Raw genomic sequence first — 22,890 nt, forward strand, 5'->3', positions numbered from 1 at the left:
GTCAGGCCGGCAGTGGCGGGACGATCGTCGCGGCGGGCGCCGGCGGCACGATGCGGTACAGCAACGCGTCGACGTCCTTGTCGGACGGCGCGGTGTTGTCGAACATCACGATGCCGTCGCATTCGTGGCCGGTCGGCACGAAGCGGCGCTGCCGGTATTCGTCCCAGTGCGTGAGCTTGTACGCATCGTTCGGGTTGCCGCGCGCGACGATCCGTGCGTGCGCGACGTCTTCCGACGTATGGACCCAGACGACCGTCAGCGCGACGTCGGGCCCGATGCCGAGCCACGCGCGGTCGAGGATGCGCCGGTCGCGTACTTCGCGCGACAGCGGGCCGACGACGATCGCGCCGATGCCGAGCGCGAGATTTTCACGGGCCGTGTCGAGCAGGCCGTGGTATTCGGGATCGCGCAGGTGCTTCAGGTAGAGCGGGCTGTCGCGGTCGTTCGGATCCTCGGTGAGCGCGCCCATCGCGGCCGAGCTGTAGCGGCCGTACAGCGTGTCCTTGTCGAGCAGGCAGAAAGCCTCGCCGGTGGCGCGCATCAGCGGCCCGATGAGCCGCTTCGCGAGCGTGGTCTTGCCGGTGCCGGCGTGACCGCAGAAGAACACCAGGTGCGTCACGAATACTGGCTCCCCGACCTCTGGCTCGACGTGTCGCCGCGCGTGTCAGCGCGCTTGTCGTCGCGCGAGAACACTTCCGCTTCCAGCCACATCGCGTTGATGATGCCGAAGCCGAGCGCCACGCAGATGCCGAGTATCCACGAGAAATACCACATGGGTCTGTCTCCTTGACGGTGGGGCCGCACGGCCGTGCGGCGGGCTTGCCGAAGTGCGTCGCTGCGCGTGCTGCGGCGCACGCAGCCCGATCATGACCAATATCGGCGTGCCGCGCAAGCCGGGCCGCCCGCGCAGCAAACCGGTAAACTGATGCGCAAACCGCAACATCACGGACAACATGCTGATCAACTGTGCTGCATACCAGGATGGCCGCAAGCTGGCCGACATCGATATCGACGCCATCAGCGACTACGTGTCGAAGCCCGAATGCTTCGTGTGGGTGGCGCTGAAGGATCCGACGCCCGAGGAAATCGACCTGATGGGCGAGGAGTTCGGGCTGCACGAGCTCGCGCTCGAGGATGCCCGCAAGGGGCATCAGCGGCCGAAGATCGAGGAGTACGGCGATTCGCTGTTCGCGGTGCTGCATATGGTCGAGCTCGACGAGGAAGACGAACTCAAGGTCGGCGAACTGAACGTGTTCGTCGGCCCGAACTATGTGCTGTCGATCCGCAACCATACCGAGCAGGACTTCCGCGACGTGCGCAAGCGCTGCGAGCGCGAGCCGCATCTGCTGCAGGAAGGCTCGGCGTTCGTGTTCTACGCGCTGATGGACCAGGTCGTCGATCGTTATTTCCCGATCCTCGAAACGCTGGGCGCCGAGCTCGAGGCACTCGAGGACCGCATCTTCACGAAGGCCACGCCGGCGTCGTCGCGCGCGATCATCGAGGATCTCTATTCGCTGAAGCGTCGGCTCGTGATGCTGCATCAGCACACGGCGCCGCTGATCGAGCCGCTCGCGAAACTCACCGGCGGGCGCGTGCCGCAGGTTTGCAGCGGGATGGCGGCTTATTTTCGCGATGTGTACGACCATCTGCAGCGGATCGTGAAGACGATCGAAGGGCGGCGCGAGATGGTCGTGACGGCGATCCAGGTCAACCTCGGCATGATTTCGCTCGCCGAGAGCGAAGTGACCAAGCGGCTCGGCTCGTTCGCCGCGCTGTTCGCGATTCCGACGATGATCGCCGGCATCTACGGGATGAACTTCGCGAACATGCCCGAGTTGCACCTGAAATACGGTTTCTACGGCTGCATCGCGGTGATGCTCGCAGCCGATCTCGGGTTGTGGTGGCGTTTCAAGCGGGCAGGGTGGCTGTAGCCCGCGCGCCTAGCGCGGCGCGTGCTTGCCGATCACGACGCGCCACGGCCGCACGCGCCACGATTTCACGAGACCGTTCTGCACGTACGGATCGGCGCGCGCGAACGACTCGGCCGCTTCCGGCGAATCGCCTTCGAACACGAGCACGGCCTGGTCGGCCGGATCCGACAGCGCGCCGGCGAGCATGAGTTCGCCGCGCTCGGTCGCGGCCTGCGCGAGTGCGAGGTGCTGCGCGCGGAACGGTTCGCGCCGGGACAGGTAATCGTCGACGAGATCGTAGATCAACTGGTAATGCATGCGTTGCTCCGGGAAGGGTCGGTGGCCGTGGCCGGTGTGTCGGTGCGGCCGTCGGTTGGCCTGCTGCGGCCAGTATAGGACAGCCGGTCGGTGGCAGCGCGGCGCAAGCGGGCGCGTATCCTTGCTCGCTAAAATGCAACTAACGGTCCAGTTGGCTTGCGCCCCGGAATTCCTGCCGCCATCGCGCGTTCGATGCATCGGCCTCGGCGTCTTGTGCGGCAAGGTGAGCGTGGACGGGCTGCAGGACGGGCCCGGGCACAAGCGACGCGATATGACGCTTCGTCTACCCCGGCGGCCCGCGCCTACGCCTTGTATCCGATCGTACGCAGCAGATCCTTGCGCCAGCGCACGTCTTCGTCGTTCTCGACGCCGAGCGGCGGAAAGCCGTCGACGACGCCGACGATCCCGCGTCCTTGCGCGGTTTCCGCGACGATCACGTCGGTCGGGTTCGCGGTCGCGCAGTAGATCCGGCAGACCTCTGGCACGGCCTTGATCGCATTGAGTACGTTGACCGGATAGAAGCCGTCGCCGAGGAACACGACGAACGCGTGACCGGCGCCGATCGCCAGCGCGTTGCGGCACGCGAGTTCGACGAGTTCCGCATCGGTGCCCGAACGGCGCACGAGCCGTTTGCCCGATGCCTCGCAGAATGCGAGCCCGAAACGGATGCCGGGCACGGTGCCGACCAGCGTCTCGTGGATGTCCTCGACGGACTTGATGAAGTGCGACTGGCCGAGGATGAAATTCACGGGCTCCGGTTTATCGACGGCGATGGTGTGCAATTGCAGCATGGCGGACCTCGTCTGGCGATGCGGCGCGTGTGCCGCAATGAACTCTCCCAGCTTAGTACGCGGCTGCCGGCGTCGAAAGCGGCGGGCGCGTCCTATCCTTCGTTGTGTAGGGCGCGCAAGCGCGAACGCAAAGGAGGCGACCATGGACGTGCGGCAGGGCTTCGTGGACTGCGTGGGGCGCACGCCGCTGATCCGGCTGGCGAAGCTCAGTGCGGAAACGGGCTGCGAAATCCTGGGCAAGGCGGAATTCATGAATCCGGGTGGCTCGGTGAAGGATCGCGCGGCGCTTTACATCATCCGCGACGCCGAGCAGCGTGGCGCGCTGAAGCCGGGCGGCACCGTCGTCGAGGGCACGGCGGGCAACACGGGCATTGGTCTTGCGCATATCTGCGCGGCGCGCGGTTATCGCTGCGTGATCGTGATTCCCGACACGCAATCGCCGGACAAGATGGCGATCCTGCGGACGCTCGGCGCCGACGTACGCCCGGTACCGGCGGCGCCGTACCGCGATCCGAACAATTATCAGAAGATTGCCGGGCGGCTCGCGGACGAACTCGACAACGCGGTATGGGCCAACCAGTTCGACAACGTCGTCAACCGGCAGGCGCACTACGAGACGACCGGGCCGGAAATCTGGCGCGACACCGCGGGCACGGTCGATGCATTCGTCTGCGCGACCGGCACGGGCGGCACGCTGGCGGGCGTGAGCCGTTACCTGAAGGAGCAGAATCCGGCGGTCCGGATCGTGCTGGCCGATCCCCACGGCAGCGGACTCTACGGTTACGTGAAAACGGGCGATCTCAGCGCCGAAGGCAGCTCGATCACCGAAGGCATCGGCTCGACGCGCGTCACCGCGAATCTCGCCGACACGCCGATCGATGACGCCGTGCGGATCGACGATGCGCTGTGCGTGAAGATGGTCTACCGGCTGCTGTGCGAAGAAGGGCTGTACGTCGGCGGATCGAGCGGCATCAACGTCGCGGCGGCGGTCTGGCTGGCCCGCCGGATGGGCCCGGGGCACACGATCGTGACGTTGCTGTGCGATCGCGGCGACATCTATCGTGCGCGGCTTTTCAACCGCGAATGGCTGCGCGAAAAGGGGTTGGAACCGGAGCCGGCGCCCGAATGAGGAAGGGGCGAGGCGGCGATTTCCATTGGCCCGAATGCGACCTATGCTGAACAAATCCGGAGCGAACTCCGTTCGCCCGATTCGCCCAGACGAGGTGTGCCATGCCTGTATCTGCCACCCTGCAGGATTGCCTGCGCCAGAAGTCATCGCGGTACGAAGTCGTGTACCACCCCTATAGCCATACGAGCATGGAGACGGCCGCCGCCGCGCATATTCCCGGCGATCGTCTCGCGAAAACCGTGCTGCTCGAGGACGACGAGGGCTACGTCGCCGCCGTGTTGCCGACGACGCACGCGGTGCGCCTGTCGGACCTCTGGGTGAAGACGGGACGCCATCTCGTGCTCGCCCGGGAAGTCGAGCTGCGCGAACTGTTCAAGGATTGCGACATGGGCGCGCTGCCGCCGGTCTGCATGGCGTACGGGATGAAGACGTTCCTCGAGGAACGTCTCGCGGAGCAGCCGGAAGTCTATTTCGAGGCCGGCGACCACGAAGCGCTGATCCACATGATGCAGGACGAATTCCTGATGCTCATGGAGACGGCCGAGCGCGCGCATTTCTCGCACAAGATGCAGGGCATGCATTCCTGAGCACGCGGTGCATGCGGTGAGGCGCGGGGCGGTGCGCATGCGTGCGCACCGATGCGCGGGCGACAGGGGCGTGTGCCAGTTCACCGGCTTTGGTGTGCGATAGTTAATTCGATATGCGAAATAATTTTCATGGATCCAATTTTGTGAGTGGAAGTCTTGTATCTGAATCGGACTCCGTATTGATTGTGCGGAGAACCACTCGCGTTCTCGACGTGTCGCGGAAGCGGTGCAGGCCGGCCTGGGGCAGGTAGCCAAGGGGGCGGAGGGTCGATGCCGGCGTTGGCGATGTGGCCGGGCGAAACTGGCCGGTCGCATCCGGACCGGTTCATTTTGCTGCGACGCAGGAAATACGCGAATGCCTATGTTGGAAGAACTTAATATCCGGTTCCGAATATATCAATACAAATAGATTACCGTTTAAATAATAAAAGGTTGATTTATGCTTACCGGAATATTATTTGAATAAACCCTCCAAACTTTGTATTCAGGCATCAAATAAAGTTTGACGCCAAAATTTTTTCCTTGCTATTGTCTGCACCCAAGTGAGCGGCGCCATTGACATCACCGTGTAACGAACGGCGAATCGTCATACGAAACGCGAGGCTGCGCCCGCCAGCTGACAATTGCCTGAACGTGCGGGCGCATGGATTTCCGGTGTGACACCGGGCCGCGCCAGCCGGAACGATTCCTTGAAAAAGAATTAATTGGAATTCGAATACGATTCTTTCAATTCGGATTGCCAATTGAATTTGAAATGAAATTTTCGGATTGATGCGGTGGCGATGCCGACCTGGCTGCGCCGCCGGCAGCAATCCGAAACTGGGCGAATCGCTTGGGGGATGGAAGGTGGGCATGAAAGTCGAAGAACGTCTGGCTACATCGAACAGCGGACTGGCCATGCTGGGGCGTCCGCGAGAGTTCGGCAAGAAGCAGCAGAATCCGGTGCGCCGGTTCGGCGGCATCGGTATCGTCCTGGTGCTGCATGTCGTGCTGATCTACGCATTGCTCAACGGCCTCGCGACGAAAGTCGTGCAGGTGATCCAGCATCCGATCGAAACCCGCATCATCGAGCCGGTCAAGCCGCCGCCGCCACCGCCGATGCCCGTGGTCAAACTCCCGCCGCCGAAATTCGCGCCGCCGCCACCGCCGTTCGTGCCGCCGCCGGAAGTGCCGGTGCAGGCGCCGCCGCAGGCGACGATCACGCACCAGGCAGCTCCCGTACCTTCCGCGCCGGCCGTACAGGCGCCGGTCGTGGCGCCCGCTCCGGCGGCCAAGCCGGTCAGCCATGACGTCGGTGTCGTCTGCCCGAACTCGGACACGCTGCGCGCGTCGATCCAGTACCCGAAGGAAGCGCAGGAAAACAACATCACGGGTGACGTGACGATCGAGTTCGTCGTGGATGCGGAAGGGAACATCACGAACGAGCGGGTGGCGCAGTCCGCGGATCCGATCCTCGATCGCGCCGCGTTCAACACCGTAAAACGGTTCAAGTGTGTCGCGCAGGGCCAGTCGGTGCGGGTCCAGGTGCCGTTCTCGTTCAATCTGAATTGATGCAGTGGGCGGCCCGGCTCGAGCCGGGCCGGGGAAAACCATCTCGAACTGACGTGTTTAGTTCAACGAAATAGCAGGAGTGGGGTATGACGAAGCGTTCACTGGCCGCGCTGGCGGCAAGCATGTTGATGTCCGTCGCGGCAGTCGACGGGTTCGTTGCACCACAGCTCGCCCACGCGCAGGCAAGCGGTGCGGCCGGCACGGCGGCGCAGGCCGCGGCGCCGTCGGCCGCGCCCGCGCCGGTTCCGGCCGCCGCCGAGCCGGCTCCGCCGCCCGCGCCGGCCACGACGGAAGCGGTCGAGAATCCGTACGGGCTCGGCGCGCTATGGAAAAACGGCGACTTCGTCGCGCGTTTCGTGTTGATCCTGCTGGTGATCATGTCGATGGGAAGCTGGTACATCATGATCACGAAGTTCCTGGAACAACTGCGTGCGAATCGCCGCGCGAAGCTGGCGGACGCGCAGCTCTGGACCGCACCGTCGCTGGCCGAGGGCGCGAAGCTGCTCGATGAGGCGTCGCCGTTCCGGTTCATTGCCGAAACGGCGATCGAGGCCGGCGAGCATCACGAGGACGCGCTGCTGGAAGCGGTGGACCGCAACACGTGGATCGACGTCTCGGTCGAGCGCTCGATCACGAACGTGTCGAACCGGATGCAGGACGGACTCGCGTTTCTGGCGACGGTGGGCTCGACGGCCCCGTTCGTGGGGCTGTTCGGTACGGTCTGGGGGATCTATCACGCGCTCACGGCGATCGGCATTGCGGGCCAGGCGTCGATCGACAAGGTCGCGGGCCCGGTGGGCGAGGCGCTCATCATGACCGCGATCGGCCTGGCCGTCGCGGTGCCGGCGGTGCTCGGCTACAACTTCCTGGTCCGGCGCAACAAGTCGGTGATGGAGCGGGTCCGCAACTTCGGCGCGCAACTGCACGCGGTGCTGCTGGCCGGCAACCGGCGTCCGGTGCGTGCGTCGTCGCCGGCGGCAACGGCATCGCTTGCGAACTGATCGGCTGACGGAGACGCGCGATGGCCATGAACGTCGGGCAGGACGATAGCGACGAGGTGATCGCCAACATCAACACGACGCCGCTCGTCGACGTGATGCTGGTGCTGCTGATCATCTTCCTGATCACGATCCCGGTCGTGACGCACACGATCCAGCTGCAACTGCCGAAGGAAACGGTGCAGCCGCTGCAGACGACCCCGAAGAGCATCGAGATCGCGGTGAATCGCGATGGCGATTTCTTCTGGGGCGAGCAACTGGTGGACGCGCCGACGCTGCTCGCGAAACTGAAGGGCGTGTCGCAGCAGCAACCGCAGCCGAGCGTCCACGTACGGGGCGACCAGAACACGCGCTACGAGTTCATCGGCCGGGTCGTCACGATGTGCGAGCGCGCGGGGATCGCGAAGCTGTCGTTCATCACGGAGCCGCCTGCGCGCGGGGGTTAGTGTTGCTGGGGAAGCGTTGCGAGGCGGGGGGATTGAGCAGGTGCTAAGGCACTCACTCTTATCGACCGCAAAGCATGGGACCCGCGTAAACGCTAAAGCGCTAACGCTGGTCGACCGCGAAGCATGGGATCCGAGTAGGCGCTAAAGCGCCAACTCGGATCGACAGGAGCCGACGATGGGAATGAATGTGCCTTCGGGTGGGGGCAATGCGGAACCGGAAGTGATGGTGGACATCAACACCACGCCGCTGATCGACGTGATGCTGGTGTTGCTGATCATGTTGATCATCACGATCCCGATTCAGATGCATTCGGTGAAGATGGACTTGCCGGTGGGCAATCCGCCGCCGCCGGCAACGCCGCCGGAAATCGTGCAGATCGACATCGACTTTGACGGCACGACGACATGGAACGGCGCACCCGTGCCGGATCGTGCGGCGCTCGAGTCGAAACTGACGCAAGTGGCGGCGGAACCCGTGCAGGCGGAGATCCATCTGCGGCCCAACAAGCTGGTGCCGTACAAGGACGTGGCGGCCGTGCTGGCATCCGCGCAACGCGTGGGCGCGACCAAGATCGGCCTGATCGGTAACGAACAGTTCATGCAATGACGAAACGGACGAGCCGATGAACCAGCGACGATGGAAACGGATGATGGCGGTGACGGCGCTCGGCACGGCATGCATGCTCGGCCAGCCGGCGTTGCCGGCGGATGCGCTGCGGCCGGACGTGGCGAAACCGCTGGCGGCGGCGCAGGAGCTGTACCGGGCGCACAAGTATCGCGATGCGCTCGGCAAGATCGCCCAGGCCGCGGCCGTGCCCAACCGGACACCGTACGAAACGTACATGGTGGAAGAGATGCGCGGCGCCGCGGCGATGGCGGCAGGCGACTCCGGCACGGCCGCGCAGGCCTACGAGACCGTGCTGAACTCGGGGCGGTCGTCGGGCGACGACGAGCAGCGGACGACGGCGGCGCTGGCCGGCATCTACTTCCAGCAAAAGAACTACCCGCTGGCGATCCGGACCGCGCAGCGCTACCTGAAGGCGGGTGGAACGGATCCGGAAATGCGCACGCTGCTCACGCAGTCGTATTACCTGTCGAACGATTGCGCACCGGTCGTGAACCAGTTGAAAGCGAGCACGGATGCGCAGGCGAATGGCGGACACGCGCCGGATGAAGGGCAGTTGCAGATGCTCGCGACCTGCGCGCAGAAAGTGAAGGACGGCAACGCGTACCGCGGTGCGCTCGGGCTGCTGGTGGCCTATCACCCGAGCCCGGCGTACTGGGACGAAATGGTCACGGCCATTCGCGGCAACCCCGGGTATCTGTCGTCGCTCGACCTCGACATCTACCGGTTGCGCCGTGTGACGGGATCGCTCGCGACGGCCGACGCCTACATGGAGATGACGCAGCTTGCGCTGGTGGCGGGACAGCCCGCCGAAGGCAAGCAGGTGATCGACCAGGGGTTCGCGTCCGGCGTACTCGGCAAGGACGCACAGGCGGATCGCGAGAAGCGGCTGCAGACGCTTGCCGCCAAGCGCGCGCAATCGGGTGCGGACGCCGCGACGCCGGTGGCGCCGCTCGATGCGGGGATGAACCTCGTCTTTGCGGGCCATGCGCAGCAGGGTTTGCCGATGATGGAGCAGGCGATCGCGAAGGGCGGGATCGAGCATCCCGATGCGGCGCGACTGCGGCTCGGCGAGGCGTACTACGTGGCCGGCCAGAAGACGCGCGCGGTACAGGTGCTGCGCACCGTCAAGGGGGCCGACGGTTCCGGTGACCTCGCAAAGCTCTGGACGGCAGTGGCATCCCGGTAACGCAACGGAACGGCGCGACGGCGCGCGACGCAGGCGCGGTCGGCAGGCGGCATGCCGCCGCTGCAATGCAAGTGCTTGACGGTCAGGTCCGACGAGGAAAAGGGGCAGCCTTGTTAGTTAGTAAACCGAATGAAATGTGCGAAGGCCGCATGACCGCGCCGAGGCGGTGTCGCGCTGCGCCGCGTGCCGCCTTCGCGCGGCAGCAGCGTGTTGCCGGGTGTCACGCCCGGCCGGTCGCGTCATCGCTTCGGTCAAGGATCGCCGACATCAATCCGATTTCGACTGCGAGGTTCCGTCTTTCCATGCCTTTGCCCCCTGATGAGTCGGTGCTCGTCGCCGTGTCGCTAGGAAACAAGATCCGGGCGCTGCGCCAGCGCCTGAAGCTCACGCTCGACGAAACGTCGACGATCGCCGGCATTTCGAAACCGTTCCTGTCGCAGGTCGAGCGCGGGCGGGCAACGCCATCGATCACGTCGCTGGTCCGGATCGCGAAGGCGCTCGGCGTGACGATGCAGTATTTCATCGACACGCCGACGGAAGCGCGCTCGGTGTGCCGCGGGAACTCGCTGCAGTATTTCCAGTTCGCGAATTCGGCCAGCCTGTTCGCCCGGCTGACGAACCTGGTGGACGGCCGCAAGCTCGACGCGATACTCGTGCGGGTGCCGGTGGGGCAGTCGCCGTCGGAGGTGACGACGCATGCGGGCGAGGAGTTCGTCTACGTGATGCGCGGGCAGGTCGCGCTGACGCTCGAGGATTGCACGTTCACGCTGAACGAGGGCGATACCGCGCATTACGAATCGACGATGCCGCATGCATGGCACAACACGGCGGACGAGGAGGCAGTGATCGTCTGGGTCGGCACGCCGAGGCTGTTCTAACGGCGCGGCCGGCGCGGTGCGCCGCGATGAAGGAGAAGTACCCGATCGACAGCGGATGGCACATGGTGCGGCGCGAGAACCGTGTCACCGTCCACAAGATCTTCCGTTGATCGAATCGGGAAGCAGTACGTTATGCGCTCAATGCAGGTAGTTAGTATGACGAATCAAAATCGAAAAAGACGGTGGTGCTGAGTGGCGTGGGTGCCCCGAGGCCGATCCGTTCGAGTCATCGCAGTCGGAAGGGTGGCAATCGCGGGTTCCGGTACACGGGCGCCCAGGACGTGCAAGGAATCCACAAGATTCCGGCGCGCAGCAGGTGGGGTCTTACTACGAGCGAGAGGGAACAAGATGAAGCAAAGAGTTTTGGCGTTGGCCATCAAGAGGATAGTCTGGGCGGAACTGGCGCTGACGGCCGTACTGGTGCCGCCGGCGTTCGCCCAGAGCCAGCCGGCGCCGGGTGCCGTCGCGGTCGCGGATGCGGTCGCGAACGGCGCGCCCGTGACCGTCGCACAGGCGGGCGGCACGTCGGGCGCCGCCGCTGCGACGGGTGCCGCGGCGCCCGATGCGGCGTCCGGCGCGGCAGCGGAGGCCACGCCCGCGACATCCGGTGCGAACGGGCAGGGCAAGGTCGCGCAGATCAAGCGGTTCGAAGTGACGGGCTCGCTGATCCGGCAGGCCGACAAGACCGGTTTCCAGCAGGTGCAGACGATCACGCCGAAGGAAATCCAGGCCAGCGGCGCGGTGACCGTCACCGACTTCCTGCGCGATGCGGCAGCCAACTCGGCGAACAGCTGGGGCGAAGGGCAGTCGGGCAACTTCGCGGCCGGCGCCGCCGGCATCGCGCTGCGCGGCCTGTCCGAGAAATATACGCTCGTGATGGTCGACGGCCAGCGCGTGGCGCCGTACGCGTTCTTCTCGAACAGCGTCGATTCGTTCTTCGACCTCAATACGATCCCGCTCAACGATATCGAGCGCATCGAAATCGTGAAGACGGGCGCCGTGTCGCAATACGGCTCGGACGCGATCGGCGGTGTCGTCAACATCATCACGAAGCACGATTTCCGCGGCCTGCAGCTCGACGGCAGCCTCGGCAGTGCGATCAACGCCGGTAATGGCGACGGGACGATCAAGTTCGGCGTGCTCGGCGGCTTCGGCGACCTGAACGCCGACCGTTTCAACGTGACGGCGGCGCTCAGCTACTACAAGTCGAACGGCTTCACGCTCGCCGACCGCGATTCGACCCGCAACCAGGACTTCACGGGCAAACCGGGCGGCTTCTCGCTGCTCGCGCCGTCCTACTGGAACATGCCCGGCGGCGTCGCGCAGGCGTTGACCGGCGGTTGTCCGTTCGGCGGCTCGGTGCATCCGGCCGTGTCGAATTCGCTGTCGGCCGGGTCGCCGGGCACGGTCTGCGGGTACAACACCGCTGAAAGCACGTCGATCCTGCCGATGACCGAGCGCCTGAACGCAAAGATCCATGCGGACTTCAAGATCGACGACAAGACGACCGCGTTCGCGGATTTCCTCGAGAGCTACAACACGACCACGACCAACGACGGCCTGTGGAACAACGTGATCGGCAACCCGCAGAACCCGGCGCTCGTCTGGAATCCGCAGACGAAGCTGCTGTCGCCGTTCAACACCGTCGTGCCGATCAGCAACCCGTACAACACGACGGGCGCGGCCACGCCGCTCACCTATGCGTTCCCGAACACGGTCGCGCAGAAGACCTGGGCTAACTACTGGCGCGCGGCCACCGGCATCAAGGGGTCGTTCACGCTGCCGTACGGCGACTGGGACTGGGCGACGTCGGTCAGCCATTCGCAGAGCACGGTGTCGAACGTGTTCACGAACCAGCTGAACGTCAACGCGCTGAACAACATCTACCAGAACGGCACGCTGAATTTCGCGAACCCGGCGGCGACGCCCAACGCATTCAACGGGCTGTACCAGGAAGCGAACAACCTCGGTATCTCGAAGCTCGACACGATCGACGCGACACTGTCGACGCCGAACCTGTTCCATCTGCCGACCGGTGACGTCGGTATCGGCTTCGGCGCGCAGTTCACGCACCAGAGCGAAGTGCTGACGCCGGGCTCGGAATACCTGAGCGGGGCCGTCATCACGCCGGACCTGGAGACGGTGAACGGCCAGCGCAACGTCGCGGCCGTCTATTACCAGATCAACGTGCCGATCCTCGAGAACCTGACGTTCAGCCAGGCAGGCCGTTACGATCACTACACGGACGTGGGCGGCGCCTTCTCGCCGCGCTTTGCGTTGCGCTACCAGCCGATCAAGGCTCTTACGCTGTATACGTCGTACAACCGCGGTTTCCGCGCGCCGACCTTCGTCGAGGACAGCAAGTCGCAGACGCTCGGCATCCAGGTCGACCCGGCCACCGGCCAGAACTATACGTCGATCACCGTCGGCAACCCGAACCTCGCGCCGGAACGCACGCGCAACTTCAACATCGGCTTCCAGGTGTCGCCGAGCCGCTATACGGACCTCGGTTTCGACTGGTACAAGATCCGCATCGACAACGTGATCGGCCAGGGCACGCCGTCGCAGGTCGTGACCGATCCGACGACGGGCCAGTTGCTGTACAAGGTGATTCCGTATCAGAACCTCGGCTACCTCGACACGAACGGCTTCGAAGGCACGTTCCGCCAGGGCCTGCCGCTCAAGGGCTGGGGCACGGTCACGCTGTCGGGTGACTGGGCGTACATCAACAGCTACAAGATCGGCTTCCCGGGCGGCACGCCGGTGAACGGCGCGGGCAACAACTTCACGATCACGCAGCCGTTCGGCGGCAGCTTCCCGCGCTGGCGCGGCAACACGACGCTGGACTGGAACTACCGCAAGTTCGATGCGGCGCTGACGTGGGAGTTCACGGGCCCGTACGCGCAGAACCTGCTGCCGGCGCCGGCGCCGTCGAAGGTCGGTTCGTACAGCCAGTTCAACCTGATGATGACGTACACGGGCTTCAAGAACTGGACGATCTACGGCGGCATCAACAACATCTTCAACCGCACGCCGCCGTACGACCCGATCTTCGCGAACGGCACGCTGGACCAGAGCGGCTATGACACGTCGGTGTATTCGTACATCGGCCGGTTTGCGCAGATCGGCGCGACGTACAAGTTCTGATGGCGATTGCGATGCACTGACAGGCTTTAGACCGGCCGCTCCGCGTCCACACCCCCCCTTTATGGAGCGGCCTTTTTTCGCCTGGCGCCACGACGGCGCGGCTTGCAGGATCTTCTACAGCACGAACACCCAGCGGGACGCGGCGGGCACGCGGCGTCCGGCACAGGCTTCGACCGCGCGCGGGCGTCACGCCCGCACGCTTCCGGACAGACTGACCATGACATTGTTGAAATGGCGATGGACACGTGAGCCGCGCCACGCGCGCCCGACGCGCATGCACGCGCGGATGCGCAACGGCACGCGTGCCGCGCTGCTCGCCTGCGCGGCGCTGTTCGTGTCGGGCGGCGCCATGCCACGGGCCGCGCTCGCGGTGTCGGCGATCTCGCAATACGACCAGCCGAAGTATCGGCCGGATTTCACGCATTTCGACTATGCGGATGTGGATGCACCGGACACCGGTACGCTCAATTTCGAAAACTACGACGAGCGGCAAAGCTACGATTCGCTGAACCCGTTCCTCGTGCGCGGCTCGCCCGCGCCGGACATCAAGAACCTGATGTTCGACACGCTGATGCAGCGCAGCTGGGACGAACTCGCATCCGAATACGCGTTGATCGCCGACGACGTCGAGATCGCGCCCGACGGGACGTCCGCGACGTTCCACATCAACCCGGCCGCGCGCTTCTCGAACGGCGACGCGATCACCGCGGCCGACGTCAAGTATTCGTTCGACACGCTGACGAGCCCGCAGGCATCGCCGATCTACAACGCGCAATTTTCGATCATCAAGCGCGTCGTGGTGGTCGACAGTCATGCGGTCCGTTTCGAATTCAAGCACGCGGAGCGCGACGCGGCACTGATCGCGGGCGACCTGCCGGTGTTCTCGCCGAAATGGGGGCAACGCGCGGACGGCACGCGGCCGCCGTTCGACCAGATCGCGAACACACCGCCGATCGCGAGCGGCGCATACCTGATCGAGCAGCGCAAGAACGACAAGCAGATCCGCTACGTGCGCAACCCGCACTACTGGGCCGCGAACCTGCCGTCGCGGCGCGGGATGTTCCGCTTCTCCAGCGTGTCGTTCAAGCTGTACCTGGACGAGTACACGGCGCTCGAAGCGTTCAAGGCCGGTGACATCGACGCGCGGATGGAATACAGCTCGACGCAATGGGCGCGCAAGTACGTCGGCAAGAATTTTCGCAACGGCCTGCTGAAGAAGGGCGAATTTCCGGACGGCCCCGCGCAGATGCAGGGGTTCCTGATCAACATGCGCAAGCCGATGTTCCAGGACGTGCGCGTGCGGCGTGCGCTCGCGCTGGCGTTCGACTTCGACTGGATGAGCCGGATGATGTTCTACGGGCAATATCGCCGCACCAGCAGCTTCTGGGAGGCGAGCCCGTTCGCGGCGTCCGGCATGCCGAGCGCGAAGGAGCTGGCGCTGCTCGAACCGTACCGGTCGACGCTGCCGCCCGAGGTGTTCGGCCCGATGGTCAGCCAGCCGTCGACGCTGCCGCCGGGTTCGCTGCGCGCGAACCTGAAGGAAGCGCGCGACCTGCTTGCGCAGGCCGGCTGGCACTATCGCGACGACGCGCTGCGCGACGCGAACGGCACGCCGATGACGATCGAGATCATCGACGACCAGCCCGGCATGGACCGCCTGATCCTGCCGTACACGCAGGCGCTTGCGACGCTCGGCATCCACGCGTACCTGCACGAGATCGACAGCGCGCTCTACCTGAAGCGGCTCGACAATTTCGAGTACGACATGACGACGTACATCTACCTGCCCGTGACGATCCCGGGCGCGGAGCTGACACGCCGTTTCGGCAGCGCGGCCGCGTCGGAGCCGGGCTCCGAGAATTATCCGGGCGTGAAGTCGAAGGCGGTCGATGCGCTGATCCGCGCGGCGCTCGCGGCCGACACGCTCGACGATCTCGAAACGGCCACGCACGCGCTCGACCGCGTGCTGATCAACCTGTACGCGCTGATCCCGCAGTACTACCTGCCGAACGCGCGGATCGGGTACAAGGCGACGCTCGGCCATCCGGCGATCGTTCCGGACTCCTATTTGTACGAGGACTGGATCATCGACTACTGGTACGTGAAAAAGCCGGCGGCGCAACCCGCTCCGGCGGCCTGACGGGGAGCGACGATGCTGGCATACATAGTGAGGCGGCTGCTGCTGATGATCCCGACGCTGCTCGGGGTGGTGACGATCACGTTCGCGGTCACGCAGTTCGTGCCGGGCGGCCCGGTGGAGCAGGTGCTCGCGCAGTTGCGCCACGGCAGCGCACGCGGAGGCGAGGCGGGCGGAGGCGGGGGTGGCTACCACGGCAGCCAGGGTGTCGATCCGCAGCAGATCGAGCAGATCCGCAAGCAGTTCGGCTTCGACAAGCCGCCGCTCGAACGCTACGTGCTGATGCTGAAGAGTTATGCGACGTTCGACCTCGGCCAGTCCTACTTCGCGCACCGCAGCGTGTGGGCGGTGATCCGCTCGAAGCTGCCGGTGTCGATCACGCTCGGGCTGTGGACGGTGATCCTCACGTATCTCGTGTCGGTGCCGCTCGGCATCGCTAAAGCGGTGCGCAACGGCTCGCGGTTCGACACCGTGACGAGCGTGCTGGTGCTGACCGGCTACGCGGTGCCGGGTTTCGTGCTCGGTGTGCTGCTGCTGATGCTGTTCGGCGGCGGCACGTTCTGGCAGGTGTTTCCGATGCGCGGGCTCACGTCGGACAACTTCGATGACCTGACGCTGATCGGCAAGACGCTCGACTATCTGTGGCACATCGTGATGCCGGTGACGGCGGCGGTGATCGGCAATTTCGCGATCGTCACGATCCTGACGAAGAACACGTTCCTCGAGGAAATCGGCCGGCAGTACGTGCTGACCGCCCGCGCGAAGGGGGCGCCGGAGCGCGACGTGCTGTGGAAACACGTGCTGCGCAATGCGGCGATCCCGCTGCTCACCGGGCTGCCGGCAGCATTCGTCGGCGCGTTCCTGAACGGCAACCTGCTGATCGAGACGCTGTTCTCGCTCGACGGGATGGGGCAACTGTCGTACGACTCGGTGATCCGCCGCGACTATCCGGTCGTGCTCGGCTCGCTGTTCCTGTTCACCCTGATCGGTCTGCTGACCAAGCTCATCGCGGATATCTGCTATGTCGTCGTCGACCCCCGTATCCAGTTCAGCCGCCTGGACCACTGATTCCCCGTGCGCGTGCGCGCCGTCGCCGTCGCCGTCGCCGTCGCCGTGGCGACGCACGTGGCAGCGCTTTCGCGCGCAGCCGCTCGGTTATGCGAGCCTCGTGATCTTCGCGGCGCTGTTCGCGCTCAGCCTGTGCGCCGACGTGCTGTCGAACGACCGGCCGCTGCTCGTGCGCTACGACGGGCACTATTATTTTCCGATCGCGAAGGACTATCCGGAAACCGAGTTCGGCGGCGACTTTCCCGCGAAGACGAACTACCTCGATCCGTACATCCGCGCGAAGCTCGAGTCGCACGGCAATTTCGCGATCTATCCGCCGAACCGCTACCGCTACGACACGATCGACTACTTCGCGTCGCGGCCGTATCCGGCGCCGCCGTCGGCGAGCAACTGGCTCGGCACCGACCAGTTCGGGCGCGACGTGCTCGCGCGGCTGCTGTACGGGTTCCGGCTGTCGGTGCTGATGGCGTTCGCGCTGACCGTGTCGGGGGTGCTGGTCGGCGTGCTGACCGGCGCGCTGCAGGGCTTCTACGGCGGCCGCACCGACCTGTTCGGGCAGCGCCTGATCGAGATCTGGAGCGCGCTGCCGGACCTGTACCTGCTGATCATCTTCGCATCGCTGTTCACGCCGTCGCTGTGGCTGCTGTTCATCCTGCTGTCGATGTTCGGCTGGCTCGTGCTGTCCGATTACGTGCGCGCCGAATTCCTTCGCAACCGCACGCTCGATTACGTCAAAGCGGCACGCACGATGGGGCTGACGAATGCGCAGATCATGTGGCGCCACGTGTTGCCGAACAGCCTCACGCCGGTGATCACGTTCCTGCCGTTCCGGATGAGCGCCGCGATCCTGTCGCTGACGAGCCTCGATTTCCTGGGGCTTGGCGTGCAGCCGCCGACGCCGAGCCTCGGCGAGTTGCTTCAGGAGGGGAAGAACTACCTCGACGCATGGTGGATCTCGGTCTCCGCGTTCACGGTGCTGGTGGTGACGCTGCTGCTGCTGACCTTCATGGGCGATGCGCTGCGCAATGCGCTGGACACCCGCGCACGCGGCTCGGCGTTCGGCGGGGGGCGATGATGACGAACGCGTTGCTGCAGATCGACGGGTTTTCCGCGCGTTTCGGCGCTAAGGCGGCGGTGCAGGACCTGAGCCTGTCGGTCGGTCGCGGTGAGCGCGTCGCGCTCGTCGGCGAATCGGGCTCGGGCAAGAGCGTGACGGCGCTGTCGATCCTGCGGCTCGCGCAGCAGGCGACGCTGTCGGGACGGATGCTGTTCGACGGCGAGGATCTGCTCGCTAAGACCGAACAGCAGATGCGCGGCATTCGCGGTGCCGACATTGCGATGGTGTTCCAGGAACCGATGACCGCGCTGAATCCGCTGTATACGATCGGCAAGCAGATCGCCGAGAGCCTGCGGCTGCACGAAGGATTGAGCCCGGGCGATGCACGCGAGCGCGGGATCGCGCTGTTGCGGCGCACCGGCATCCCGGAGCCGGTGCGGCGTATCGACAGCTTTCCGCACCAGTTGTCGGGCGGGCAGCGCCAGCGCGCGATGATCGCGATGGCGCTCGCGTGCCGGCCGCGCTTGTTGCTCGCGGACGAGCCGACGACGGCGCTCGACGTGACGGTGCGCCAGCAGATCGTCGACCTGCTGATCGAATTGCAGGAGCAGGAGGCCGCCGCGCGCGGGATGGCCGTGCTGCTGATCACGCACGACCTGAATCTCGTGCGGCGCTTCGCGCAGCGCGTGGCCGTGATGGAGCAGGGCGTGCTGGTGGAGACGAACACGACCGGCGCGCTGTTCGCCGCGCCGCAGCACGCGTACACGCGCCGGCTGCTCGACAGCGCGCCGCAGCGGGACGTCGAGCCGGTCGCGGCCGGCGCGCAGACGATCCTCGACGTGCGGGATCTCGCCGTCGACTACCGCATCGCGGCGAAGGGCTGGCGCGGTGTGCTCGGCAAGACGACGTTCCGGGCCGTGCACGACGTGAAGCTGAACCTGAGGCGCGGCGAAACGCTCGGGATCGTCGGCGAGTCGGGGTCGGGGAAATCGACGCTGGCGGCGACGGTGCTCGGCCTGCAGCGGCCGGCGGCCGGCTCGATCGCGATCGACGGCATGCCGCTCGACACGCTGCGCACGACGAGCGGCCGGCGCGCGCTGTACGGCAGGATGCAGGTCGTGTTTCAGGACCCGTTCGGCTCGCTGTCGCCGCGGATGACGGTCGAGCAGATCGTCGGCGAGGGGCTCGCGGTGCACCGTCCGCAGGTGGCCGGGGCCGCGCGTCGTGCGCGCGTCGCCGCGCTGCTGCAGGAGGTCGGGTTGCCGGCCGAATCGATGCTGCGCTATCCGCACGAATTCTCCGGCGGCCAGCGGCAGCGGATCGCGATCGCGCGCGCGCTGGCGGTGGAGCCGGAACTGCTGGTGCTGGACGAACCGACGAGCGCGCTCGACGTGTCGATCCAGAAGCAGGTGCTGAATCTGCTGACGAATCTGCAAAAGAAGTACAAACTGAGCTACCTGTTCATCACGCACGATCTCGCGGTGATGCGTGCGATGGCCCACCGGGTCGTCGTGATGAAAGCAGGGCGCGTGGTCGAGGAGGGCGATACGCTCGACGTGCTGCATGCGCCCACCCATCCGTATACCCGCGCGCTGCTGGCGTCGTCGATGCTGGCGCCGGAGCGCGGCCTGCAAGAGAGAACCGATGATTGACGTGAACCGGGCGCAGCGCGCCCAGGTCGCCTGCGCGCGGCGCGGCGGTGCCGATTTCGTTGCTGTTGCCCTGGCCGTCCGGCGGTCCCGCGCCGGAACGCCGGCGGTTCGCTGACGCGTGCCCATGCCGTCGTTTTTCATCGATCGTCCCGTCTTTGCGTGGATCGTCGCGCTCGCGATCGTCGTCGCGGGCGTGCTCGCGATTCCGCAGCTTCCGATCGCGCAGTATCCGCGCCTCGCCCCGCCGCGGGTCGTGATCACCGCCGCGTATCCGGGTGCGTCGACCGAGACGGTCGACGGCGACGTCGGCAGCATCATCGAGGAAAGTCTCGACGGCGCCGACGGGCTCCTGTACTACGAGACGAGCAGCGACGGTCACGGCAACCTCGAGATCGACGTGACGTTTTCGCCCGGCACCGATCCGGACATCGCGCTCGTCGACGTGAACAACCGGCTGAAGCAGGTCGAGTCGCGGTTGCCGCAGCAGGTCGTCCAGCAGGGGATCGGCGTGTTCAAGGCGGCGAACACGTTCCTGATGCTCGTCACGCTGACGTCGACCGACGGCACGCGCGACTCCGCGCAGCTCGGCGATTACCTGAACCGCTACGTGCTGCGCGAGCTGAAGCGCGCGCCGGGCGTCGGCGCAGCCGAACTATGGGACGCCGACGAGGCGCTGCGGGTCTGGCTCGATCCGCACAAGCTGCGCGAATACGGGGTCGGCGCCGACGACGTGATCGCGGCGATCGGTACGCAGAACGCGACGGTGACGGCCGGCGCGATCGGCGATGCGCCGTTTCCGGGCGGCCAGCAGCTCACCGCGTCGATCGTCGTCAAGGGGCAGCTCGCATCGCCGGACGAATTCGGCCGGATCGTGCTGAAGTCGAAGACGGACGGTTCGGCGGTGCGCGTCGCCGACGTCGCGCGGGTCGAGATCGGCCGCGACGACTACTCGTTCTATTCGCGGCTGAACGGCCGGCCGGCGGCCACCGTCGGCATCCAGCTCGGCCCGCGCGGCAACGCGCTCGAAACGTCGAACGCGATTCGTGCGCGGCTCGCCGAGCTGTCGAGGACATTGCCGCCGGGCGTCGCGATCGAGATTCCGTTCGACGGCGCGCATTTCGTGAAGATCGCGATCCGCGAAGTCGTGCTGACGCTCATCGAGGCGGTCGTGCTGGTGTTCTGCGTGATGTGGCTGTTCCTGCGCGACCTGCGCTACACGCTGGTGCCGACCGTCGTGATTCCCGTCACGCTGATGGGCGCGTTCGTCGCGATGTGGGCGTTCGGACTGTCGATCAACGTATTCACGATGTTCGGCCTCGTGCTGGCGATCGGCATCCTCGTCGACGACGCGATCGTCGTCGTCGAGAGCGTGCACCGGGTGATGGAGGAGGGCGTGTCGCCGCGCGACGCCACGCGCCGTGCGATGAAGCGGATCGGCGGGGCGATCGTCGGCGTGACCGCGGTGCTGACCGCCGTGTTCGTGCCGATGGCGTTCTTTCCGGGCACCGTCGGCGGCATCTACCGGCAGTTCGCGGTGGCGATGATCGCGTCGATGCTGGTGTCGTCGTTCATGGCGCTGTCGCTCACGCCCGCGCTGTGCGCGAACCTGCTGAAGCCGGTCACGCGACACGACGGCGCAACCGGCCGTGCGCGGCGACGCGGGATCGGCGCGCGCCTGGCCGACCGGTTCGGTGCGGCATTCACGCGCGCGGAAACCGGTTATCGCCGCGTTGCCGTGTTCGCCGTGCGCCGCACCGGCATGGTCGTGGCGGTCTACGCGGCGCTCGTGATCGTCTGCGGGCTGCTGTACTGGATGATGCCGGGCGGCTTTCTGCCGACCGAGGACCAGGGGCAACTGCAGGTGATGATCCAGTTGCCGGCGGGCGCCACGCAGGCGCGCACGCTCGCGGTCGTCGAGCGTGTCGAGGCGGTGCTGCATGCGGAGCCGGCGATTGCGAACGTGACGAGCGTGATCGGCTGGAGTTTCGCGGGCAGCGGGCAGAACGTCGGGATGGCGTTCGTGGAGCTGAAGGACTGGGCGAAGCGCGACGTCGACGCGATGGCGTTGCGCGACCGGCTCAACCAGCGTTTCGGTGCGATCCTCGACGGCGACGTCGAAGCGTCGCTGCCGCCGTCGGTGCGCGGCATCGGGCATTCAGACGGATTCACGTTCCGGCTGGAGGATCGGGGCGGTGTCGGGCTCGACGCGTTGAAGGCGGCTCGCGAGCAGCTTTCCGAACGCGCGAAGGTCGATCCGTTGCTCGCCGCCGTGCATTTCGAAGACCTGCCGGACGCGCCGCGCATCGAGCTCGATGTCGACCGCGCGAAGGCGTATGCGCTCGGCGTACCGTTCGAGCGGATTGCGGGGTTGCTGGGCGGCACGTTCGGCTCGAACTACATCAACGATTTTCCGGCGTCAGGGCGGATGCGGCGGGTGATCATCGAGGCCGACCCGACCGCACGCGCGACCGATGCGCAGCTGATGGCGCTGACGGTGCCGAACCGTACCGGCGACATGGTGCCGCTGTCGGCGATCGCCGCGCCGCACTGGACGATCGGCCCGGTGATGCTGAATCGCTACAACGGTTATCCGTCGCTCGACATCAGCGGCCGGGCGGCGACCGGCACGAGTTCGGGCGCGGCGATGGCGGAGATGGAGCGGCTTGCCGGCGCGTTGCCGGCCGGGATCGGCTTCGACTGGGTCGACGCGGCGCGTGAGGAGCAGGTTGCCGCGCGGCAAACGCCGCTGCTCGTCGGGCTGTCCGTGCTCGCGGTGTTCATGGCGCTGGCCGCGCTGTATGAAAGCTGGACGATTCCGCTGTCCGTGCTGACGATCGTGCCGCTCGGCATGATCGGCGCGATTGCGGCGGCGCTCGCGCGCGACATGCCGAACGACGTGTATTTCAAGGTCGGGATGATCACCGTGGTCGGATTGGCGGCGAAGAACGCGATCCTGATCGTGCAGTACGCGCGCGATCTGGCCGGGCGCGGCGTGCCGCTGCGGCAGGCGGTGATCGACGCGGCCGCCGCGCGATTCCGGCCGATCGTGATGACGTCGATGGCGTTTTTGCTCGGGGTCGTGCCGCTCGTGCTGGCGACGGGCGCGGGTGCGGAGAGCCGGCGGTCGATCGGGACCGGCGCGTTCGGGGGCGTGCTCGCCGCGACGATGTTCGGGCTCGTGTTCGCGCCGGTGGCGTTTCGGGTGGTGGCGTCCGTCGGCCGGCGTGGCCGGCATGTTGCGACGACGAGGCGGGAGGCGCGGCGGGCGGAAACGGTTGGGGATCTGGAGATTGATTGACGGTCGAGGCGGGTTGTTGGCGACGGAATCAGGAGTTGGGAGACGTGAATATCGTATTTGACATAATCAACATTATCGAATTTTTTGATTGTAGTGGCTAGATAGAAAT

At 65.8% G+C, this 22,890-nt stretch carries 20 protein-coding genes; 15 read left to right on the forward strand and 5 right to left on the reverse strand.

The annotated features are described in order from the left end of the window. Position 1 precedes the first annotated feature (1 nt). Both VL15_RS32685 and cydX read right to left on the reverse strand, forming a co-directional pair. Positions 2-619 carry an AAA family ATPase gene (locus VL15_RS32685; protein ID WP_048250964.1) on the reverse strand — a complete coding sequence of 206 codons (618 nt, stop codon included), beginning with the start codon at positions 617-619 and terminating at the stop codon, positions 2-4. Further along, positions 616-774 (reverse strand): cytochrome bd-I oxidase subunit CydX, encoded by a 159-nt coding sequence (gene cydX / locus VL15_RS39295; RefSeq protein ID WP_048250965.1) that lies wholly within the window; start codon positions 772-774, stop codon positions 616-618. The genes VL15_RS32685 and cydX overlap by 4 nt, the downstream gene beginning before the upstream one ends. Positions 775-953: 179 nt before the next feature. Here cydX and corA point away from each other — a divergent pair, with 179 nt between their 5' ends. After that, entirely contained in the window at positions 954-1,931 is a 978-nt protein-coding gene (corA, locus tag VL15_RS32695; RefSeq protein WP_048250966.1) for a magnesium/cobalt transporter CorA, read from the forward strand. Between the two features lie 9 nt (positions 1,932-1,940). Here corA and VL15_RS32700 read toward each other — a convergent pair whose 3' ends face one another. Next, on the reverse strand, positions 1,941-2,228 hold the full coding sequence (locus tag VL15_RS32700) for a YciI-like protein (protein ID WP_048250967.1): 288 nt from the start codon (positions 2,226-2,228) through the stop codon (positions 1,941-1,943). Positions 2,229-2,530: 302 nt separating this feature from the next. Beyond that, positions 2,531-3,019 (reverse strand): adenosine-specific kinase, encoded by a 489-nt coding sequence (locus VL15_RS32705; RefSeq protein ID WP_155420342.1) that lies wholly within the window; start codon positions 3,017-3,019, stop codon positions 2,531-2,533. 142 nt (positions 3,020-3,161) lie between these two features. On the opposite strand from VL15_RS32705, the gene VL15_RS32710 reads away from it, so the two are divergent. Then, positions 3,162-4,148 (forward strand): cysteine synthase A, encoded by a 987-nt coding sequence (locus tag VL15_RS32710; RefSeq protein WP_048250968.1) that lies wholly within the window; start codon positions 3,162-3,164, stop codon positions 4,146-4,148. Between the two features lie 101 nt (positions 4,149-4,249). Further along, positions 4,250-4,735 (forward strand): aminoacyl-tRNA deacylase, encoded by a 486-nt coding sequence (locus VL15_RS32715; protein ID WP_048250969.1) that lies wholly within the window; start codon positions 4,250-4,252, stop codon positions 4,733-4,735. A 491-nt stretch (positions 4,736-5,226) separates the two neighbouring features. Here the strand turns inward: VL15_RS32715 and VL15_RS42270 are convergent, their stop codons facing one another. Next, positions 5,227-5,634, reverse strand: coding sequence for a hypothetical protein (locus VL15_RS42270; protein ID WP_196319654.1), 408 nt, complete (start codon positions 5,632-5,634; stop codon positions 5,227-5,229). Between VL15_RS42270 and VL15_RS32720 the strand changes: the two genes are divergently transcribed. The 12 genes from VL15_RS32720 (at position 5,588) to VL15_RS32775 (ending at position 22,781) form a co-directional block, all read left to right on the forward strand. Continuing rightward, a complete protein-coding gene (locus VL15_RS32720; protein WP_048250970.1) occupies positions 5,588-6,286 on the forward strand; it encodes an energy transducer TonB in 699 nt (232 codons plus the stop codon). The two genes, VL15_RS42270 and VL15_RS32720, sit on opposite strands and share 47 nt — an antisense overlap. 86 nt (positions 6,287-6,372) lie before the next feature. Then, the gene (locus VL15_RS32725) at positions 6,373-7,287 is read left to right on the forward strand and encodes a MotA/TolQ/ExbB proton channel family protein (RefSeq protein ID WP_048250971.1); all 915 of its coding nucleotides are present in this window, start codon (positions 6,373-6,375) and stop codon (positions 7,285-7,287) included. Between the two features lie 20 nt (positions 7,288-7,307). After that, on the forward strand, positions 7,308-7,730 hold the full coding sequence (locus tag VL15_RS32730) for an ExbD/TolR family protein (protein ID WP_048250972.1): 423 nt from the start codon (positions 7,308-7,310) through the stop codon (positions 7,728-7,730). Between the two features lie 175 nt (positions 7,731-7,905). Then, positions 7,906-8,337: an ExbD/TolR family protein gene (locus tag VL15_RS32735; protein WP_048250973.1), complete on the forward strand. Its 432-nt coding sequence runs from the start codon at positions 7,906-7,908 to the stop codon at positions 8,335-8,337. A gap of 16 nt (positions 8,338-8,353) precedes the next feature. Then, on the forward strand, positions 8,354-9,544 hold the full coding sequence (locus tag VL15_RS32740; RefSeq protein WP_048250974.1) for a tetratricopeptide repeat protein: 1,191 nt from the start codon (positions 8,354-8,356) through the stop codon (positions 9,542-9,544). A 302-nt stretch (positions 9,545-9,846) separates the two neighbouring features. Next, positions 9,847-10,422 carry a helix-turn-helix domain-containing protein gene (locus VL15_RS32745; protein WP_048250975.1) on the forward strand — a complete coding sequence of 192 codons (576 nt, stop codon included), beginning with the start codon at positions 9,847-9,849 and terminating at the stop codon, positions 10,420-10,422. A 348-nt stretch (positions 10,423-10,770) separates the two neighbouring features. After that, positions 10,771-13,569 carry a TonB-dependent receptor gene (locus tag VL15_RS32750; RefSeq protein ID WP_048250976.1) on the forward strand — a complete coding sequence of 933 codons (2,799 nt, stop codon included), beginning with the start codon at positions 10,771-10,773 and terminating at the stop codon, positions 13,567-13,569. A gap of 217 nt (positions 13,570-13,786) precedes the next feature. After that, positions 13,787-15,709, forward strand: a complete 1,923-nt coding sequence (locus VL15_RS32755) for an extracellular solute-binding protein (RefSeq protein WP_419188708.1) — start codon at positions 13,787-13,789, stop codon at positions 15,707-15,709. Between the two features lie 12 nt (positions 15,710-15,721). After that, the gene (locus VL15_RS32760) at positions 15,722-16,774 is read left to right on the forward strand and encodes a microcin C ABC transporter permease YejB (RefSeq protein WP_048250978.1); all 1,053 of its coding nucleotides are present in this window, start codon (positions 15,722-15,724) and stop codon (positions 16,772-16,774) included. After that, complete coding sequence (locus tag VL15_RS32765) at positions 16,728-17,849, forward strand: ABC transporter permease (RefSeq protein ID WP_048250979.1); 1,122 nt, start codon at positions 16,728-16,730, stop codon at positions 17,847-17,849. The genes VL15_RS32760 and VL15_RS32765 overlap by 47 nt, the downstream gene beginning before the upstream one ends. Continuing rightward, positions 17,849-19,483 (forward strand): ABC transporter ATP-binding protein, encoded by a 1,635-nt coding sequence (locus VL15_RS32770; RefSeq protein WP_048250990.1) that lies wholly within the window; start codon positions 17,849-17,851, stop codon positions 19,481-19,483. The genes VL15_RS32765 and VL15_RS32770 overlap by 1 nt, the downstream gene beginning before the upstream one ends. A 124-nt stretch (positions 19,484-19,607) precedes the next feature. After that, positions 19,608-22,781 carry a multidrug efflux RND transporter permease subunit gene (locus tag VL15_RS32775; RefSeq protein ID WP_048250980.1) on the forward strand — a complete coding sequence of 1,058 codons (3,174 nt, stop codon included), beginning with the start codon at positions 19,608-19,610 and terminating at the stop codon, positions 22,779-22,781. The last annotated feature ends 109 nt before the right edge of the window (positions 22,782-22,890 follow it).

Source organism: Burkholderia cepacia (genome assembly GCF_001039005.1).
In the GTDB taxonomy this organism is placed as follows: Bacteria; Pseudomonadota; Gammaproteobacteria; order Burkholderiales; family Burkholderiaceae; genus Burkholderia; species Burkholderia theae.

Bases quoted from the DNA above. Each gene is read 5' to 3' on its own strand.
- cydX (WP_048250965.1), bottom strand. From the start codon at position 774: ATGTGGTATTTCTCGTGGATACTCGGCATCTGCGTGGCGCTCGGCTTC.
- corA (WP_048250966.1), top strand. From the start codon at position 954: ATGCTGATCAACTGTGCTGCATACCAGGATGGCCGCAAGCTGGCCGAC.
- VL15_RS32700 (WP_048250967.1), bottom strand. From the start codon at position 2,228: ATGCATTACCAGTTGATCTACGATCTCGTCGACGATTACCTGTCCCGG.
- VL15_RS32705 (WP_155420342.1), bottom strand. From the start codon at position 3,019: ATGCTGCAATTGCACACCATCGCCGTCGATAAACCGGAGCCCGTGAAT.
- VL15_RS32710 (WP_048250968.1), top strand. From the start codon at position 3,162: ATGGACGTGCGGCAGGGCTTCGTGGACTGCGTGGGGCGCACGCCGCTG.
- VL15_RS32715 (WP_048250969.1), top strand. From the start codon at position 4,250: ATGCCTGTATCTGCCACCCTGCAGGATTGCCTGCGCCAGAAGTCATCG.
- VL15_RS32720 (WP_048250970.1), top strand. From the start codon at position 5,588: ATGAAAGTCGAAGAACGTCTGGCTACATCGAACAGCGGACTGGCCATG.
- VL15_RS42270 (WP_196319654.1), bottom strand. From the start codon at position 5,634: ATGGCCAGTCCGCTGTTCGATGTAGCCAGACGTTCTTCGACTTTCATG.
- VL15_RS32725 (WP_048250971.1), top strand. From the start codon at position 6,373: ATGACGAAGCGTTCACTGGCCGCGCTGGCGGCAAGCATGTTGATGTCC.
- VL15_RS32730 (WP_048250972.1), top strand. From the start codon at position 7,308: ATGGCCATGAACGTCGGGCAGGACGATAGCGACGAGGTGATCGCCAAC.
- VL15_RS32735 (WP_048250973.1), top strand. From the start codon at position 7,906: ATGGGAATGAATGTGCCTTCGGGTGGGGGCAATGCGGAACCGGAAGTG.
- VL15_RS32740 (WP_048250974.1), top strand. From the start codon at position 8,354: ATGAACCAGCGACGATGGAAACGGATGATGGCGGTGACGGCGCTCGGC.
- VL15_RS32745 (WP_048250975.1), top strand. From the start codon at position 9,847: ATGCCTTTGCCCCCTGATGAGTCGGTGCTCGTCGCCGTGTCGCTAGGA.
- VL15_RS32750 (WP_048250976.1), top strand. From the start codon at position 10,771: ATGAAGCAAAGAGTTTTGGCGTTGGCCATCAAGAGGATAGTCTGGGCG.
- VL15_RS32755 (WP_419188708.1), top strand. From the start codon at position 13,787: ATGACATTGTTGAAATGGCGATGGACACGTGAGCCGCGCCACGCGCGC.
- VL15_RS32760 (WP_048250978.1), top strand. From the start codon at position 15,722: ATGCTGGCATACATAGTGAGGCGGCTGCTGCTGATGATCCCGACGCTG.
- VL15_RS32765 (WP_048250979.1), top strand. From the start codon at position 16,728: ATGTCGTCGTCGACCCCCGTATCCAGTTCAGCCGCCTGGACCACTGAT.
- VL15_RS32770 (WP_048250990.1), top strand. From the start codon at position 17,849: ATGACGAACGCGTTGCTGCAGATCGACGGGTTTTCCGCGCGTTTCGGC.
- VL15_RS32775 (WP_048250980.1), top strand. From the start codon at position 19,608: ATGCCGTCGTTTTTCATCGATCGTCCCGTCTTTGCGTGGATCGTCGCG.